Annotated in this window: 13 protein-coding genes; 6 read left to right on the top strand and 7 right to left on the bottom strand. The window is 73.9% G+C overall.

All coding sequences use genetic code 11. The features are described 5' to 3' along the window. Window positions 1-9 precede the first annotated feature (9 nt). Window positions 10-987 (bottom strand): Bug family tripartite tricarboxylate transporter substrate binding protein, encoded by a 978-nt coding sequence (locus tag GWK15_RS22685; protein WP_168043684.1) that lies wholly within the window; start codon window positions 985-987, stop codon window positions 10-12. Window positions 988-1,101: 114 nt separating this feature from the next. Here GWK15_RS22685 and GWK15_RS22680 point away from each other — a divergent pair, with 114 nt between their 5' ends. After that, window positions 1,102-1,821, top strand: a complete 720-nt coding sequence (locus GWK15_RS22680; RefSeq protein ID WP_168043683.1) for a class I SAM-dependent methyltransferase — start codon at window positions 1,102-1,104, stop codon at window positions 1,819-1,821. On the opposite strand, the gene GWK15_RS22675 is transcribed toward GWK15_RS22680, so the two are convergent. Both GWK15_RS22675 and GWK15_RS22670 read right to left on the bottom strand, forming a co-directional pair. Then, window positions 1,818-2,444, bottom strand: a complete 627-nt coding sequence (locus GWK15_RS22675; RefSeq protein WP_168043682.1) for a CoA pyrophosphatase — start codon at window positions 2,442-2,444, stop codon at window positions 1,818-1,820. The genes GWK15_RS22680 and GWK15_RS22675 overlap by 4 nt on opposite strands. Next, entirely contained in the window at window positions 2,441-3,025 is a 585-nt protein-coding gene (locus GWK15_RS22670) for a DUF1285 domain-containing protein (protein ID WP_338147318.1), read from the bottom strand. Before GWK15_RS22670 ends, GWK15_RS22675 begins: the two co-directional genes overlap by 4 nt. 121 nt (window positions 3,026-3,146) lie before the next feature. Here GWK15_RS22670 and GWK15_RS22665 point away from each other — a divergent pair, with 121 nt between their 5' ends. The 5 genes from GWK15_RS22665 (at window position 3,147) to GWK15_RS22645 (ending at window position 10,860) form a co-directional block, all read left to right on the top strand. Next, window positions 3,147-4,154: an AAA family ATPase gene (locus GWK15_RS22665; protein ID WP_168043681.1), complete on the top strand. Its 1,008-nt coding sequence runs from the start codon at window positions 3,147-3,149 to the stop codon at window positions 4,152-4,154. A gap of 251 nt (window positions 4,155-4,405) precedes the next feature. Beyond that, on the top strand, window positions 4,406-5,254 hold the full coding sequence (locus GWK15_RS22660; protein WP_338147317.1) for a DUF58 domain-containing protein: 849 nt from the start codon (window positions 4,406-4,408) through the stop codon (window positions 5,252-5,254). After that, window positions 5,254-7,986 carry a DUF4159 domain-containing protein gene (locus tag GWK15_RS22655; RefSeq protein WP_245211843.1) on the top strand — a complete coding sequence of 911 codons (2,733 nt, stop codon included), beginning with the start codon at window positions 5,254-5,256 and terminating at the stop codon, window positions 7,984-7,986. Before GWK15_RS22660 ends, GWK15_RS22655 begins: the two co-directional genes overlap by 1 nt. 67 nt (window positions 7,987-8,053) lie before the next feature. Further along, the gene (locus GWK15_RS22650) at window positions 8,054-10,141 is read left to right on the top strand and encodes a hypothetical protein (protein ID WP_168043680.1); all 2,088 of its coding nucleotides are present in this window, start codon (window positions 8,054-8,056) and stop codon (window positions 10,139-10,141) included. 71 nt (window positions 10,142-10,212) lie between these two features. Continuing rightward, entirely contained in the window at window positions 10,213-10,860 is a 648-nt protein-coding gene (locus GWK15_RS22645; protein ID WP_168043679.1) for an ankyrin repeat domain-containing protein, read from the top strand. A 6-nt stretch (window positions 10,861-10,866) separates the two neighbouring features. On the opposite strand, the gene GWK15_RS22640 is transcribed toward GWK15_RS22645, so the two are convergent. The 4 genes from GWK15_RS22640 to GWK15_RS22625 form a co-directional block, all read right to left on the bottom strand. Further along, window positions 10,867-11,571, bottom strand: coding sequence for a class I SAM-dependent methyltransferase (locus tag GWK15_RS22640; protein WP_168043678.1), 705 nt, complete (start codon window positions 11,569-11,571; stop codon window positions 10,867-10,869). Between the two features lie 123 nt (window positions 11,572-11,694). Next, window positions 11,695-12,561 carry a DMT family transporter gene (locus GWK15_RS22635; protein ID WP_168043677.1) on the bottom strand — a complete coding sequence of 289 codons (867 nt, stop codon included), beginning with the start codon at window positions 12,559-12,561 and terminating at the stop codon, window positions 11,695-11,697. Between the two features lie 55 nt (window positions 12,562-12,616). Then, complete coding sequence (locus GWK15_RS22630; RefSeq protein ID WP_168043676.1) at window positions 12,617-14,455, bottom strand: transglycosylase domain-containing protein; 1,839 nt, start codon at window positions 14,453-14,455, stop codon at window positions 12,617-12,619. Between the two features lie 100 nt (window positions 14,456-14,555). Continuing rightward, the gene (locus GWK15_RS22625) at window positions 14,556-15,212 is read right to left on the bottom strand and encodes an MlaA family lipoprotein (RefSeq protein ID WP_168043675.1); all 657 of its coding nucleotides are present in this window, start codon (window positions 15,210-15,212) and stop codon (window positions 14,556-14,558) included. Window positions 15,213-15,268: the final 56 nt, after the last annotated feature.

The raw sequence follows: 15,268 nt of genomic DNA, 5'->3' as shown, positions 1-15,268 counted from the left end.
CGCCGGGCGCTATTCGAGCCGCGCGCCCGACACCCGCACCGCCTCCTGCCACATCGGGCGCTCGGCCTGGGCGCGGGCGATCATTTCCTCCGGCGTGGACCACACCGCCTCGGCGCCGATGCGGATGAAGCGGTCCTTCACCGCCTGGTCGGACACCACGCGGCGCAGCGCGCCGTTCAGCCGCTCGATCGCCGCGCGCGGCGTCCCGGCGGGGAAGACAAAGCCCTGCCAGGAGGAGACGACGAAATTGGGCATCCCCGCCTCGGCCATGGTCGGCACGTCCTGCATGGTCGGCCAGCGCGCGGCGGAGGTGACGGCGAGCGCGCGCATCCGCCCCTCCTGGATCACCGGCACGTAGGAGGCGAGGTTGTCGAGCGCGGAATCGAGATCACCCGACAGCATCGCCGGGATGATCTGCGCCGCGCCGCGGAAGGGCACATGCGTGCCTTCCACGTTGATGCGGCTCGCGAAGAGCGCACCGGTCAGGTGCCCGGTCGTGCCGACACCCGGCGAGCCATAGGTGAAGCCGCCCCGCTTCGCGCGGCACCAGGCAATGAAGTCCGCCAGGCTGCGCGACGGGTTGTGCTGGCTGCTGACCACCACGACGTTCGGCAGGTCCCAGGCGATGCCGACGGGCATCAGGTCCTTCGCCGGGTCGTAGGGCAGGCGGGCATAGAGGAAGTTGTTGATCACCAGGTGGCCGACCGAGGCGATGCCGAGCGTGTAGCCGTCCGGCGTCGCCTTGGCGGTCGCGTCGATGCCGATGTTGCCGCCCGCGCCCGGGCGGTTCTCGATCACGAAGGGCTGGCCGAGGATCGGCTGCAGCAGCTCCGCATAGAGGCGCACCAGCACGTCGGTCGACCCGCCGGGCGGCCACGGCACGATGATGCGGACCGGCTTGTTGGGCCATTCGCCCTGGGCCTGGACGGCGGGCGCGGCGAGGAGGCCGGCGCCGGCGGCCAGCATGGTGCGGCGTGTGGTGCTCATGGACGTTGCTTTCTCCCGGTGAGTCTTCGTGACCTCCCAGATATAGCGCCCGAACCGTGAAGGCCAGACGAGGCCCCGGTGACAGCGCGCCGCGCGGCTGCCAGGGTCGGCCCCATGTACTTCGTCGACACGCGGCGCGAGGACCTCCTCGACTGCCTGCCCAAGGGCCTGGCCTGCGCCGAGATCGGCGTGGCCACGGGCGATTTCTCGGCCCAGATCCTGGCGCGCGTGCAGCCTTCCGCGCTGCACCTGATCGATCCCTGGGTGCACCAGCCGCGGGAGGACTACGTCCGCGACCTCAACAACGTCGCCGACGACGACCAGGAGGGACGGTTCCGCGCCGTGACCGCGCGCTTCGCCGGCGTGCCGGCCGTGCGCATCCACCGCGCCTTCTCGGCCCAGGCGGCGGCGGACCTTCCCGACGGCAGCCTCGACCTCGTCTATGTCGATGCGATGCACACGCATGACGCGGTGCTCGCCGACCTGCTCGCCTTTGCGCCGAAGCTGAAGCCGGACGGGCTGCTCTGGGGGCATGACTTCTCGAGCCACGCGGACACGCGGCGCATGGGCTTCGGCGTGGTCGGCGGGGTGACGGAATTCATCAAGCGCTCGGGCTTCGAGATCCTGGCGCTGAACGCCGAGGCCTTCGCGACCTATGTGCTCGCGCGCCGCGGCGCCGGGGGAACGCGGGCCGCCTTCCTGTCGCGGCTCGTCTCGACCGCCCGCTTCGCTGTGGAACTACCACCGGAGATGGCGCCCGCCATCCACCACAAGCGCGTGGTGGACGGGCAGGGCCGGGTGATGCGCTACCTGCCGAGTTTCCGGCTGGGTTAGTCGCCCTCGCCGCGCAGCACCGCGGCCAGCGTCACCAGCATCGAGGCCGTCGCACCCCAGATGTAGTGCCGGTCATGCGGCCAGACCCAGAATTCGCGCATGCGGCCGCGGAATTCCTGCCGCCGGCGCTCCGGCGCCGCGGGATCGAGCAGCCGCGCCAGCGGGTATTCGAAGGGCTCCTCCACCTCGCCCGGATCGGGGCGCAGCGCGAAGGGCGGGCGCAGCAGGGCGACCACCGGCGTCACCGCGAAGCCGGTGCCGGTCAGCAGCGAGGGCAGCCGCCCGACCAGTTCGGGCAGGGAGCGGTGCAGGCCGACCTCCTCCTCCGCCTCGCGCAGCGCGGCTTCCTCGGGGGTCTCGCCTTCCTCCATGCGGCCGCCGGGGAAGGAGACCTGGCCGGAATGGGATTTCAGCCGCGCCGAGCGCAGCGTGAGCAGCACCGTCGGTTCGGGGCGCATCACCAGCGGCACCAGCACCGCGGCCGGCACCACCGTCCCGCCGGTGCGCGCCACGCGGTCGAGGTCGTCCTCCGGCGTCGGCCGGTCGCGCGGCAGGCGATCAGGATCGGCGAGGCGCGCCCGGAGATCGTCCGGATCGAGCGCGAAAAGCGGGGCGGCGCTCAATCCGCCGCCATGTCGATCGCGGGCGACTCGTCGATCGGGAAGAACACCCCCTCGGACCAGACGCCCAGCACCTCGCGCCCATCCACCGTCTCGGGCTGGGCGAGGGCCACCAGTTCGTAGAACACCGCGCGACTGATCCGCGCCTCGAGGCCCGGGCGCACCGTGATGTAGGGGCGCGGTTCGCGCGTGACGGGGCAGATCGCGACCCGGATCGGGTGCGCCGCGCCGGCGGTCACCATCTCATCGAGGTTGGTGCGGAAGGTCAGGCATTGCTGCTTCGTCGCGCAGCCGCATTCGCAATCGCGCCAGAACAGCTCGACCGCCATGAAGGGCGCGTCCTCGACCTCGATCCTGCCGCGCTCAGCCGGGGTCTCGAGCCAATAGGAGCCGTCCTCCCCCCGCCGCAGCACCGAGGCGAACAGGCAGACCAGCGGCTTCCGCTGGATCGGGCTGTCCCGGTAATACCAGGTGCCGTCCCGCGCGATCCGAATCGCGTAGTCGCCGCATTCCATCTTCGCCCGCGCCAGGACGGTGCCGGGGGCCGGCATGGTCCTTGCTGCGTGCTTTTCCGTGCTTTCCACGCGCTGGAGCGTCATTGCCAATCGTCGCCCTTGCACTCAGCGTCGCCGATGCGAGGTAATCCATGTCCCGGGCGGCACCGGACGGTGCGCCTCCGCCCGACATATAGGGAGCCTTGCCCGCATGAGTGAAGTGGCCGAGACGACACAGGACCCTTCCGTTCTCGTCGCGGAGGTCGAGGCGCTCGGCGCCCGCCTCGCCCGGGTGCGCGAGTCCGTCGGCCGCGTCATCTTCGGCCAGGACCTGGTGATCGAGCGGACGCTCATCACCCTGCTGTCCGGCGGGCATGTCCTGCTCGTCGGCGTGCCGGGGCTGGGCAAGACCAAGCTGGTCGACACGCTCGGCACCGTCCTCGGCCTCGATCCGCGCCGCGTCCAGTTCACCCCGGACCTGATGCCGGCCGACATCCTGGGCTCCGAAGTCCTCGAGGAAGCGGCCGACGGCAAGCGCGCCTTCCGCTTCATCAAGGGCCCGATCTTCTGCCAGTTGCTGATGGCGGACGAGATCAACCGCGCCTCCCCCCGCACGCAGTCCGCCCTCCTCCAGGCCATGCAGGAACACCGGGTCGCGATCGGCGGCGAGATCCACCCCCTGCCCGCCCCCTTCCACGTCCTCGCCACCCAGAACCCGATCGAGCAGGAAGGCACCTACCCCCTGCCGGAAGCCCAGCTCGACCGCTTCCTGCTGGAAATCGAGGTCGGCTACCCCGACGAAGCCGCCGAGCGCGCCATGCTGCTCGCCACCACCGGCGCCCGCGAAGCCAAGCCCGTCCAGGCCATGACCGGCGCCGAACTCATCGCCGCCCAGGCCCTGATCCGACGCATCCCGGTGGGCGAACAGGTCCTCGACGCCATCCTGAAACTGGTGCGCAGCGCACGCCCCGAGACCACCAGCCTCGAGACCGTCCGCCAGAACCTCTCCTGGGGCCCCGGCCCGCGCGCGGCCCAGGCCCTGATGCTCGCCACCCGCGCCCGCGCCGTGCTCGACGGCCGCCTGGCACCGTCCATCGACGACGTCATCGCCCTCGCCGAACCCGTGCTGCGCCACCGCATGGCCCTGACCTTCGCCGCCCGCGCGGACGGCGTGCGACTGAGCGAAGTGATCGACGCACTCAAGGCCAGCCTGGGGTAAGGGACGGTGGCACAGGTCGCGTTGGAGAGGGGCGCCGCCCCTCTCCAAACCTCTCCCCGCCAAAGGCCGAAGGGCCTTTGGAAACCAGTTTCAATCGGGGTGGAGAGGGAGGGGGCGTCACGCGCGCGCCCTCGATCGCAGGCGCGCCACGCCCCCTCCCTCTCCACCCCGATCAAGTCGAGGGTTCCAAGGGCCTTAAGCCCTTGGCGGGAGGGGTCCGGGGAGGGCAGCGCCCTCACCGGCGCGCGCCCGTGACCACCGTTCCCGTCCCCTGGGCCGAGGCCCTTGGTGCCTCGCTCCCCCCGCTCGTCGTGCAGGCCGAGCGTGTGGCGGCGACGGTCATGCAGGGGGTGCATGGGCGGCGGCGGCCGGGGCAGGGCGATGCCTTCTGGCAGTTCCGGCCGTATCTGCCGGGGGATGCGGCGGCGCGGGTGGATTGGCGGCAGTCGGCCAAGTCGGACCGGCTGTTCGTGCGCGAGACGGAGTGGGAGGCGGCGCAGACGGTCGCGCTCTGGTGCCAGGGCGGGCCGGGGATGGATTGGCGGAGCGGCAAGGAGTTGCCGACCAAGCGGGTGCGGGCGGAGTTGCTGCTGCTGGCCTTGTCGGCGTTGCTGCTGCGGGGCGGGGAGCGGGTGCGGCTGTTCGGCCTGCCGCGGGCCTTTGCCGGGCGGGGGGCCTTGCAGACCATCGCGCAGTCGCTGCCGGCGGCGGCCGAGGTGGCGGATGACGGGCGGATTCCGCGCCATGCGCGGGCGGTGCTGATCGGGGATTTCCTCGCGCCGCTCGAGGAGACGAAGCGGGTGGTGGCGCAACTGGCGGCGCGGGCCGTGCGGGGCCATCTGCTGCAGGTGCTTGATCCCGCAGAAGAGACCCTGCCCTTCACTGGCCGCGTGCGCTTCGAAGCGCTGGGCGTGACGGAGCACGCGCTGGTGCCGCGGGTGGAGGGCGTGCGCGCGCTCTATGAGGAACGGCTGGCGCGGCACCGGGAGGGGCTGGCGGCGCTGGCCTCGGCATCGGGCTGGTCTTTCGCGACGCACCGGACAGACCAGCCGCCGGAGGCGGCGCTGCTGGCGCTGCATCGCAGGCTGGCGCCCGGCTGATGTGGCATCTCGGTCCCCTGGCCTTCGCGGCGCCCTGGCTGCTGCTGGCCCTGCCGGCGCTGCCCGTCCTGTGGTGGCTGCTGCGGGTGAGCCCGCCGGCGCCGCGGACGCAGGCCTTCCCGGCGATCCGGCTGCTGCGGGACTTGCCGCCGACCGAGGAGACGCCGCACCGCACGCCCTGGTGGCTGCTGCTGCTGCGGCTGGTGGCGGCGGCGCTGGTGATCATCGGCCTGGCGCGGCCGGTCTGGCAGCCGCAGGCGGGCGGCGGCGGGTCGGGGCCGCTGCTGCTGGTGGTCGACAATGGCTGGGCGGCCGCGCCCGATTGGCCGGCGCGGGTCGCCTCGGCCTCGGCGGCGCTGGATGCGGCGGCGCGGGAGGGGCGGCGGGTGGCGCTGCTCGCCACCGCCCCGCCGGAGACGGGCGAGCCGATCGCCGCGACCGGGCTGGTGCCGGCCGAGGAAGCGCGGGCGCGCCTCGCGGCCCTGCGGCCGCGCGCCTGGGCGCCGGACCGGGTGGCGGCGCAGGCGGCTTTGACGACGTTCAGGGCCGCCCATCCCGGCCCCTTCGCAACCTTCTACGTCGCGGATGGCGTGGAACATGCACCCGAGGGCAGCGCCTTCAGCCCCTTCGCCGGCGCGCTGGCCGATGCCGGGCCGCTGACGGTGGCGCGGGCCGAGGCGCGCCCGGCGCGGATGCTGCCCCCGCCGCGCGCCGAGGCCGACCGGCTGGTGGTGCGCGCGCTGCAGACCCCGGTCGCGGTGCCGAGCGAGGCGAACGTCCTGGCGCGGACCAGCGACGGGCGGGCAATCGCCTCGGCGACGCTCGCTTTCCCGGCGGGTGCGACGGAGGCCGAGGCGTCGCTCGACCTGCCGATCGAGATCCGCAACCAGGTCGTGCGGCTGGACCTGGAGCCCGAGGCGGGCGCGGCGGGGACGGTGCTGCTGGATGAACGGTTCCGCCGGCGGCCGGTGGGCCTCGCCGCGGCGATCGAGACCTCGGCCGATGCGCCGCTGACCGGCGATCTCTATTACCTGGAACGCGCGCTCGCGCCTTATGCCGAGGTGCGGCGCGGCACGCCGGAGGCGCTGCTGGGCCGGCGGCTCGCGGTGATGATCCTCGCGGACCGCGAGGTGCCCGAGGGGCGCGAGCGCGAGGCGCTGACCCGCTGGGTCGAACAGGGCGGGATGCTGATCCGCTTTGCCGGTCCTCGCCTCGCGGAACGCCCCGACCCGCTTCTGCCGGTCGGGCTGCGGGCGGGGGAACGGCAATTGGGCGGCGCGCTGTCCTGGGACCGGCCGCAGACGCTGGCACCCTTCCCGGACGGGTCTCCCTTCGCGGGTCTGGTGCCGCCGGCGGAGGTGACGATCGAACGCCAGGTGCTGGCCGAGCCGTCCCCGCGGCTGACCGAACGGTCCTGGGCGCGGCTGGCGGACGGGACGCCGCTGGTCACCGCGGTGTCGCGCGGCCAGGGGCGGATCGTGCTGTTCCATGTGACGGCGAATGCGGAGTGGTCGAACCTGCCGCTGTCGGGGCTGTTCGTGGACATGCTGCGGCGGCTGGTCGCGCTGTCGGCCGGCGTGCAGGGGGCGGAGAGCGAGGCACCGCTGGCGCCGCTCGAGATGCTGGACGGCTTCGGGCGGCTGGGGCCCGCGACGCCGGCGGCGGCGCCCATTCCGGCGAACAAGGTGGAGGAGACGGTGGCCTCCCCGCGTCATCCGCCGGGCTGGTACGGCACGCCGGGACAGGCGGAGGACGCCGCCTGGCGGCGGGCGCTGAACCTGACGGCGCATCTGCCGGCGCCGCGCGCATCGGCGCCGCCGCCGGCCTCGGCGCGGATCGAGAGCGTGGGCGGGGTGCCGGGCGAACGTGACCTCGGGCCCTGGCTGCTGGCGTTGGCGCTGCTGCTGCTGGCGGCGGACCTGGTGATCTCCCTGGTCCAGCGCGGGCTGATCGGGCCGCGCTGGGCGCGGGCGGCCGCCTTGGTGCTGGCGCTGGGCTTGACCGCCCCGGCCATGGCGCAGGAACCGGACGGCGCGGCGGCGAATGCGACGCGGCTCGCCTATGTCGTCACCGGCGACAATCAGGTGGACGAGGTCTCGCGGCTCGGGCTGCTGGGGTTGTCGGATTTCGTGAACCGGCGCACGGCGGCGGGGCTGGCGGAGCCGGCGGCGGTGGTGCCGGGGCGGGACGATCTCTCCTTCTACCCGCTGCTCTACTGGCCGGTGCTGGCGGATGCGCCGCAGCCGGATGCGGCGATGGTCGCGGCGTTGAACACCTTCATGCGGAATGGCGGGATCATCCTGCTCGACACCCGCGACGAGGGGACGGGCGAGGGCATGAACCCCGGCGCGCGGGCGGCGCTGCGGCGGGTGACGCGGGACCTGGCCGTCCCGCCGCTCGCGCCGGTCGCCGAGGACCACGTCCTGAAGCGCGCCTTCTACCTGCTGCAGGATCTGCCGGGGCGGTTCAGCGGCGGGCAGGTCTGGGTGGCGCGCGACCAGGACCGGGCGAATGACAGCGTCAGCCCGGTGATCATCGGCGGCCATGACTGGGCGGCGGCCTGGGCGATCGACAGCCGCGGGCAGAATCCCTACGCGACGATTCCCGGCGGGGCGCGGCAGCGCGTGCTGGCCTATCGCTTCGGCGTGAACCTCGTGATGTACGCGCTGACCGGCAACTACAAGGGCGACCAGGTGCATGTGCCGGCCATCCTGGAAAGGCTCGGGAACTGATGGCTGACGTCACGGTTTCCACAGGCCTTCCGGCCTTTGGCGGATGGGGTCCGGGGAAGGCAGCGCCATGACCCAGACCATCGCCGGCATCGACTTCGCCCCCGTCCTGCCGCTCTGGCTGCTCGCGGCAGCCGCGGTCCTCGCGGTTCTGGCGTTGGCGCCGGCTGCGTGGCGCCGTGCGCGCGGCACGATCTGGCGCGCCGTGACCTTCGCGCTGGTGCTGCTCGCGCTCGCCAATCCGCGACTGGTCGAGGAATCGCGCGAGACGCGCCCCGACATCGCGCTGCTGGTCGTCGACCACAGCGATTCCACCACGGTCGGCACCCGCACCGCGCAGATCGAAGCCGCACGACGCGAGATCGAGGCGCGCGCCAGCCGCCTGCCCGAACTGGAACTGCGCACGGTCGAGGTGCCGGAGGCCGGCAACCAGGGCACCCGGCTGTTCGCCGCGATCGAGCGCGCGCTGGCCGAGATCCCGCGCGCGCGCCTCGCCGGCGTCATCGCGCTGACGGACGGGCAGGCGCACGACATCCCCGCCGCCTCGCCCTTCGATGCGCCCTTCCACGCGCTGATGCCGGGCCGGGCGGGCGAGACCGACCGGCGGCTGCGCGTCATCGAGGCGCCGGGCTTCGGCATCGTCGGACGCGAGGTCGAGATCCGCGTCGCGGTCGACGACCTCGGCGTGCCGAACGCGCAGGGTGCGGCGCGCCTGACCATCCGCCGCGACGGCGAGGCGCCGCGGACCGAAAGCGTGCCGATCGGCCGCGACCACCGCATCGCCGTGCCGATCCAGCGCGGCGGGCCGACCGTCGTCGAGATCGACGCCGAGGCGCGGCCCGGCGAGGTCAGCACCCGCAACAACCGCCAGGTCGTGACCATCAACGGCGTGCGCGACCGGCTGCGCGTACTGCTGGTGTCGGGAGAACCCCATGCCGGCGAACGCACCTGGCGGCGGCTGCTCAAGGCCGACCCGAATGTCGACCTGGTGCACTTCACCATCCTTCGCCCGCCGGAGAAGGACGACCTGACGCCGCTCAACGAGCTCGCGCTGATCGCCTTCCCGGTGCGCGAGCTGTTCCAGGTGAAGCTGCGCGAATTCGACCTGATCGTCTTCGACCGGTTCAGCAACCGCGGCATCCTGCCGGTCGCCTACCTGCGCAACATCGCCGACTACGTGCGCGGGGGCGGGGCGCTGCTGATGTCGACGGGGCCGGAATTCAGCGGGCCGGTCTCGCTGGCGCTGACGCCGCTCGGCCAGGTGCTGCCGGCGCGGCCTTCGGGGCGGCAGAACATCGTGGCCGAAGGGGCGTTCCGCCCGCGCGTCTCGGGCCTTGGGTTCCGCCACCCGGTGACCGAGGGGCTTTCGGGCGCCAACACCGAACAGCAGGCCGAGGCGCAATGGGGCCGCTGGTATCGCTGGCTGCGCGCCGACGCCCGCAGCGGGTCGACGGTGATGGAAGGGCCCGACGGGGCACCGCTGCTGGTGCTGGACCGCGTCGGCGAAGGGCGCGTCGCGCTGCTGCTGTCCGATCACATCTGGTTGTGGTCGCGCGGCCATGACGGGGGCGGGCCGCAGCAGGAACTGCTCCGCCGCATCGCCCATTGGCTGATGCGGGAGACGGAGCTCGAGGAAGAGGACCTGACCGCGCGCATCGAGGGAGGGCGCCTGACCGTGACGCGGCGCAGCCTGGCCGAGGGGCCGCCGCCCGAGATCACCGTCACCGCGCCCGACGGCGGCGTGACGCGCGCGCGGGCGGAGGAAGCCGGTGGCGGGCGCACGACGCTGTCCATGCCCGCGACGCAGCCAGGCGTCTGGCAGGCCACCGACGGGCGGCGGACCGCCTTCGCGGCCTCGGCGGCGACCAATCCGCTCGAGGTCGCGGACCTGCGCGCCGACCCCGAGCGGCTGCGGCCGCTGCTGGCCGGCACCGGCGGGGCGGCGCGCTTCATGGGCGACGGCGCGGCGCCGGCCCTGCCCGAACTGCGCCGGGTCGCGCCGGGGCGGGACGTCGCGGGGCCGGGCTGGATCGGGCTGCGGCGGAACGGGGACCATACGGTGACCGGGATCAGCGCCCTGCCGCTGCTGCCGCCCTGGCTGGCGCTCGCGCTGGTGATGGGGGCGGCCGTCATGGCGTGGCGGCGCGAGGGGCATTGACGGGCGCCGCGCTTCAGGCCTGCCGAACGCCGTGTTTTCCCTCGCGGCCGATCCGGCGTAGAAGCGCGTCCATGAGAAGGTCCATCCCCCTCCTCGCCGCCGGCCTCCTGGCCCTCGGCGCCCTTCCGGCCCAGGCGCAGTTCGCCGGCCCGGCGGCGCCGAACTCGACCCGGACCCAGCAGCCGCCGCCCCCGGGCCTGCCCGGCCTCGCCGCGCGCCGCGCGCCCGAGCCGATCCCGGCCGACCCCAACGCCAACCTCTCCCCCACCGCCGCGCTGTTCGACGCGGTGAACCGCGGCGACCTCCCCGCGGCGCGGGATGCGGTCGGCCGGGGCGCGAGCCTCGAGGAACGCAACGTGCTCGGCATGACCGCGATCGATTCGGCGGTCGACCAGGGGCGCAACGAGATCCTGTTCTACCTGCTGGCGGCCCGCACCGCGGCGCGCGGCCCGGCCCCGCCGCCCGAGGCCGCGCTGACCCCCGCCCAGCGCGCGGCGCGCGACCGTGCGATCCGCGAGGAAGCCGAACGGTCGGCCCGCGCCGCCGCCGGCGTCCGCGGGGCGGGACCGACGCGCCTCGGCCCCGCGCCGTCGACGCGGCCGCGCCTGTTCGCCAACGACGGCGGCGCGCCGCGGCCGGATGTCGGGTTCCTGGGATTCGACGCCGGACGGTCGTCCGGCGCGGCGCAGGCGCGCGAGCCCCGCGCCCGGCGGGGCTGACCCGCCCTACTCGGCGGCGAGGAGCTGTTCCGCCGCCGCCGGGTTGCGCAGCTGCACCAGCGTGAAGATGCCGGCCGGCGGGCAGGCCTCGATCGATTCGACCTTGGTCGCCTCGGGGTCGAGCAGGTCGCGCAGGGCGAAGTCGGGATGCCAGCCGAGCCGGCGCGACAACGGCGCCATGGCGCGCTCGATCCACCAGCGCGGCCCGCCCTCGGCGGCGAAGTGGTTGACGAAGAGCAGGTGCCCGCCGGGGCGCACGACGCGCGACATCTCGGCGAACAGCTTCTTGGCGTCCGGCACGACCGAGGCGGTGAACATCGCCACCGCGATGTCGAAGGACCCGTCGGCGAAGGCCATGTGCTCGGCGTCCATCTCGAGCAGGCCGCGGACATTCGCGAGCTTCTCGGTCTCGACGCGCTGCTTCGCGAGCTCGAGCATGTGGCGGGAGAGGTCGATGCCGACCACCTGCAGGTCCCGCCGGTACTGCGGCAGGGCAAGGCCGGTGCCGACCCCCACTTCCAGCACGCGCGGGCCGGTCAGCCGGTTGACCGCGGCGACGGCGCGCCGCCGGCCGAAGCCCGAAACGCCGCCGAACACGGTGTCGTAGACGCCCGCCCAGCGGCGATACGCCTCGCGCACGCTGTCGGCGTCGAGCGCCGCCCGGGCGTGCCCGCGTTCCTCGGCCCCTTTGGCCAGTCCGATGTCAGCCATCGTGTCCCTCATGCGCGATCCCGGGAGGAAGGGGCCGCGAGTCGCCGGGCGCGGGAGGGCGGCCGGAGCGACGGCTTTCGGTAACGCAGCGGGGTCGGCGGCGCAAGCGCCTCGGCGGTCCGGTCAGCGGCGGGTCCGGTCCGGCAGCGCGACGAGCACGCCGCCCGCCGCGATCACCGCCATGCCGACCAGCGTCAGCAGGTCCGGCACGTCCCCGAAGACCAGCACGCCGGCGAGCACCGCCCAGATCATCTGGGTGTAGGACATGGGCGCGAGCAGACTCGCCGGCGCGCGGGCATAGGCGAGCACCAGCAACCCGTGCCCGAGCCCGCCCAGCACGCCGAGCATCGCCAGCGCGCCCCAGCCGCCGGCGGACGGCCACACCCAGTCGAAGGGCAGCGTCGCGGAGGTCACCAGCGACGCCGCGAAGCTGGTGTGCAGGATGGTGGTGCGCGGATCGTCCACGCCGGCGAGCTTGCGCGTGAGGATCTGGTAGACCGCGAACAGCGCCGCGGTGCCGAGCGGCAGCAGCATCGCCCAGTGCACCGGCGCGGCCCCGAATATGAAGGGCGGGCGCAGCAGCACCACCACGCCGAGCAGCCCGATCCCGACGCCGACCCAGCGCCGCCAGCCGACCGGTTCCTTCAGCCAGACCGCCGCCAGCGCGATGGTCAGCAGCGGGGAGGCGAAGCCCACCGCCGTCGCATCCGCGAGCGGGATGTGCACCAGCGCCGTGGTGAACAGCAGGTTGCAGAAGGCCAGCGTCAGGCTGCGCAGCGTCTGCAGCCCCGGCGCGCGCGACCGCCAGGGCACCTGGCCGGTGATCAGCTTCATCGCCAGCGTCACGGTCAGCACGCCGAAGAAGAAGCGCGCCCACATGACCTGCACGACGGGAAAGCCCTCGGTGAGGAGCTTGATGATGGTGTCCATGGCGACGAAGGTCGCGAGCGCTGCGAGCTGCAGCGCGACACCGGCAAGGCGCGATTGCATCGGGCCCCTACCATCGCCGCCCTGCGTGGCGGCGTGAAGGCATCCAAAGCGGGAGTCAGCCCCGCCCGGCGCGCGCCGCTTCCAGGATGTCGCGGAACAGCCGCGCCGGCAGGCCGCCGCCGGCCACCCCTTCCATCGGCGTCGCGTCGTCGTTGCCGAGCCAGACGCCCATGACGAGCCCGCCCGCCATGCCGATGAACCAGGCGTCGCGGTTGTCCTGCGTGGTGCCCGTCTTGCCCGCCACCTGGAGTCCGGGGACCGCCGCCGCGCGGCCCGTGCCGCGCGCCACCACCGCGCCCATCATCCGCCGCATCGCCGCGGCCTGGGCCGGCGAGATCGCGGGGCTCGGCGCCGGCGGCAGCCAGGCGACGGGGCGACCCTCGGCGCGGGCTTCCGCCACGCCGAAGGGCGCGACGCGGGTGCCGCCATTGGCGAAGGGCGCATAGGCGGTGACGAGGTCGAGCAGCGTGACCTCGGACGTGCCGAGCGCGATCGAGGCCTCCCGCGGAAACGGCCCCGGCAGGCCGACCCGCTGCGCGGCCGCGGCCACCGCGCGGGGCCCGCCGGCGCGCTGCATCACCCGCACGGCCGCCGTGTTCACCGAATGGGCGAAGGCGTCCTCGATGCTGATCTCGCCGCGTGTCCGCCAATTGCCGTTGCCCGGCGACCAGCCGCCGAGGCTGACCGGCCCGTCGCCCACCAGGTCGTCGGGCGACGCCCCGGCCTCGATCGCCGCGAGGTAGACAAAGGCCTTGAAGGCGGATCCCGGCTGGCGCCGCGCCTGCGTCGCGCGGTTGAAGGGACTGCTGCGGTAGTCGCGCCCGCCCGCCATGGCGCGCACGGCGCCGGTCTCGGCATCGATCGCGACCACCGCGCCCTGGCTGACGCCGGCGGCGCGGCCGGGGCCGGCGAGCAGCGCCTCGAGCCGCGCCTCCACCGCCGCCTGCAGGCGGGAATCGAGCGTCGTGCGCAGGGTCAGGTCGCGGCCCGGCGGGGCGCGTTCCGCCAGGCCCTCCCGCACCCAGTCGGCGAACCAGCCGGCGTCGCGGGATGGCGCGGGCGGGAAGCGAAGGCGCTCGGCTTCCTGCATCGCGACGGCGGCGGTCAGCGCACCGGTCTCGACCATGGCGTCCAGCACCTCGACCGCGCGGCGCACCGCCGCGGAGGGGTTCACCCGCGGGTTGAGCCGCGAGGGCGCGCGCGGCAGCCCCGCCAGCACCGCCGCCTGGCCTGGCGTCAGCCGCGTCGCCGGCACGCCGAAATAGAGCCGCGCCGCCGCATCCACGCCGAAGGTTCCGGCGCCGAGGTAGACGCGGTTCAGGTAGATCGTCAGCAGCTCGTCCTTGGTGAAGCGGCTCTCGAGCCACAGCGCCAGCAGCGCCTCCTGCACCTTGCGCCGCAGGCTGCGCTCGGGCGTCAGGAACAGGTTCTTCGCCAATTGCTGCGTGATGGTGGACCCGCCCTGCACCACCCGGCCCGCGGTGACGTTCACGACGGCGGCGCGCACCAGGCCAATCAGGTCGAGGCCCAGATGGTCGCGGAAGCGCCGGTCCTCGATGGCGATGAAGGCCGCCGGGACATGCGCGGGCAGGTCGCGCAGCCGCACCGTCTCGCCATAGAGGTCGCCGCTGGTCGCCAGCAGCGCGCCGTCGGCGGCGAGCAGCGTCACCGAGGGCCGGCGCGTCGCGGCCAGCGCATCCTCGGGCCGCGGCAGGTCCCAGGCCATGACCACCAGCGCCACGAAACCGGCGACGAGACCCCAGGCGACCAGGATCGCCGCCCAGCCGAACAGGCGCGAGAGCAGGCCGCGGCGACGCGGCGGGGCGGGGGGTGCTGGTCGGACAGGCGCGGCAAGGGGGGCACGCCGCACCCGCGGCGCGACGGCACGGGGCATCTAGGACGTGCTTAGCATGAGGAAGGGCGGGGGGAAGGGAACTTCCCCCCGCGCCCCCCAACCTTCTTTGCCACTTGGGGACTTCGGGACACAGGAACCGTCAGTCCGAGGGGCAGGTCGCGGCGCGGCGCTGGGACCAGGCGGCGCGGTGCAGGGCGTAGGGATCGAGGGAAAACGCCTCGGCCTGGGTCAGGTCGCGGTGGATCTCGGCATAGTCGGTGAAGCCAAGGCCCGAGGCCCAGGCGGTCACGGCCTCCGAGCCCACGGCCTGCGACAGCGCGGCGCCGGTCACGATCTGCGCCACGGCATCGCGCAGCGAGGACGGGCCCAGCACGGGCAGCACCAGGTAGGGGCCGGCGGGCACGCCCCAGCGGCAGGCCGCATCGCCGAGCGTGAAGGGACGCGGCACATGGCCCCGCTCGGCCGCCGCATCCTGCACGCCGCCATAGCCGAGCACCGTGTTGATGCCGAAGCGCATCGCGGCGTTGCGGGCGATCTCCACCTCGCCGGCCAGCAGCGCGTTCACCGCCGTGACCGGCTCGCCGAGATTGGACAGCGCCCGTGCGATACCCGCCCGAACGGGCTGCGGCGTCGTTTCGACGTAGAAGGACGCCATCGGCCCCAGCACATGCTGCCGCAGCAGGTCGTTGAAGGCGTGGATGCCACGGTTCGCCTCCTCAAAGGGATCGGGCGGCGTCTCGGCGCGGGTGGGCGCGGCGAGGAGGATCAGCAGCAGCGCGGCGACGCGAAGGACCATCGGCGGCCTCGGGCAGGACGGTTCGGCGATGATGCTACGCGATCGTGGCGGCCCTG

This window comes from Neoroseomonas oryzicola (assembly GCF_012163135.1).
Taxonomy (GTDB): Bacteria; Pseudomonadota; Alphaproteobacteria; order Acetobacterales; family Acetobacteraceae; genus Neoroseomonas; species Neoroseomonas oryzicola.
The sequence above is the reverse complement of the archived record's forward strand: the minus strand, read 5'-3'. Positions and strand labels throughout refer to the sequence as shown.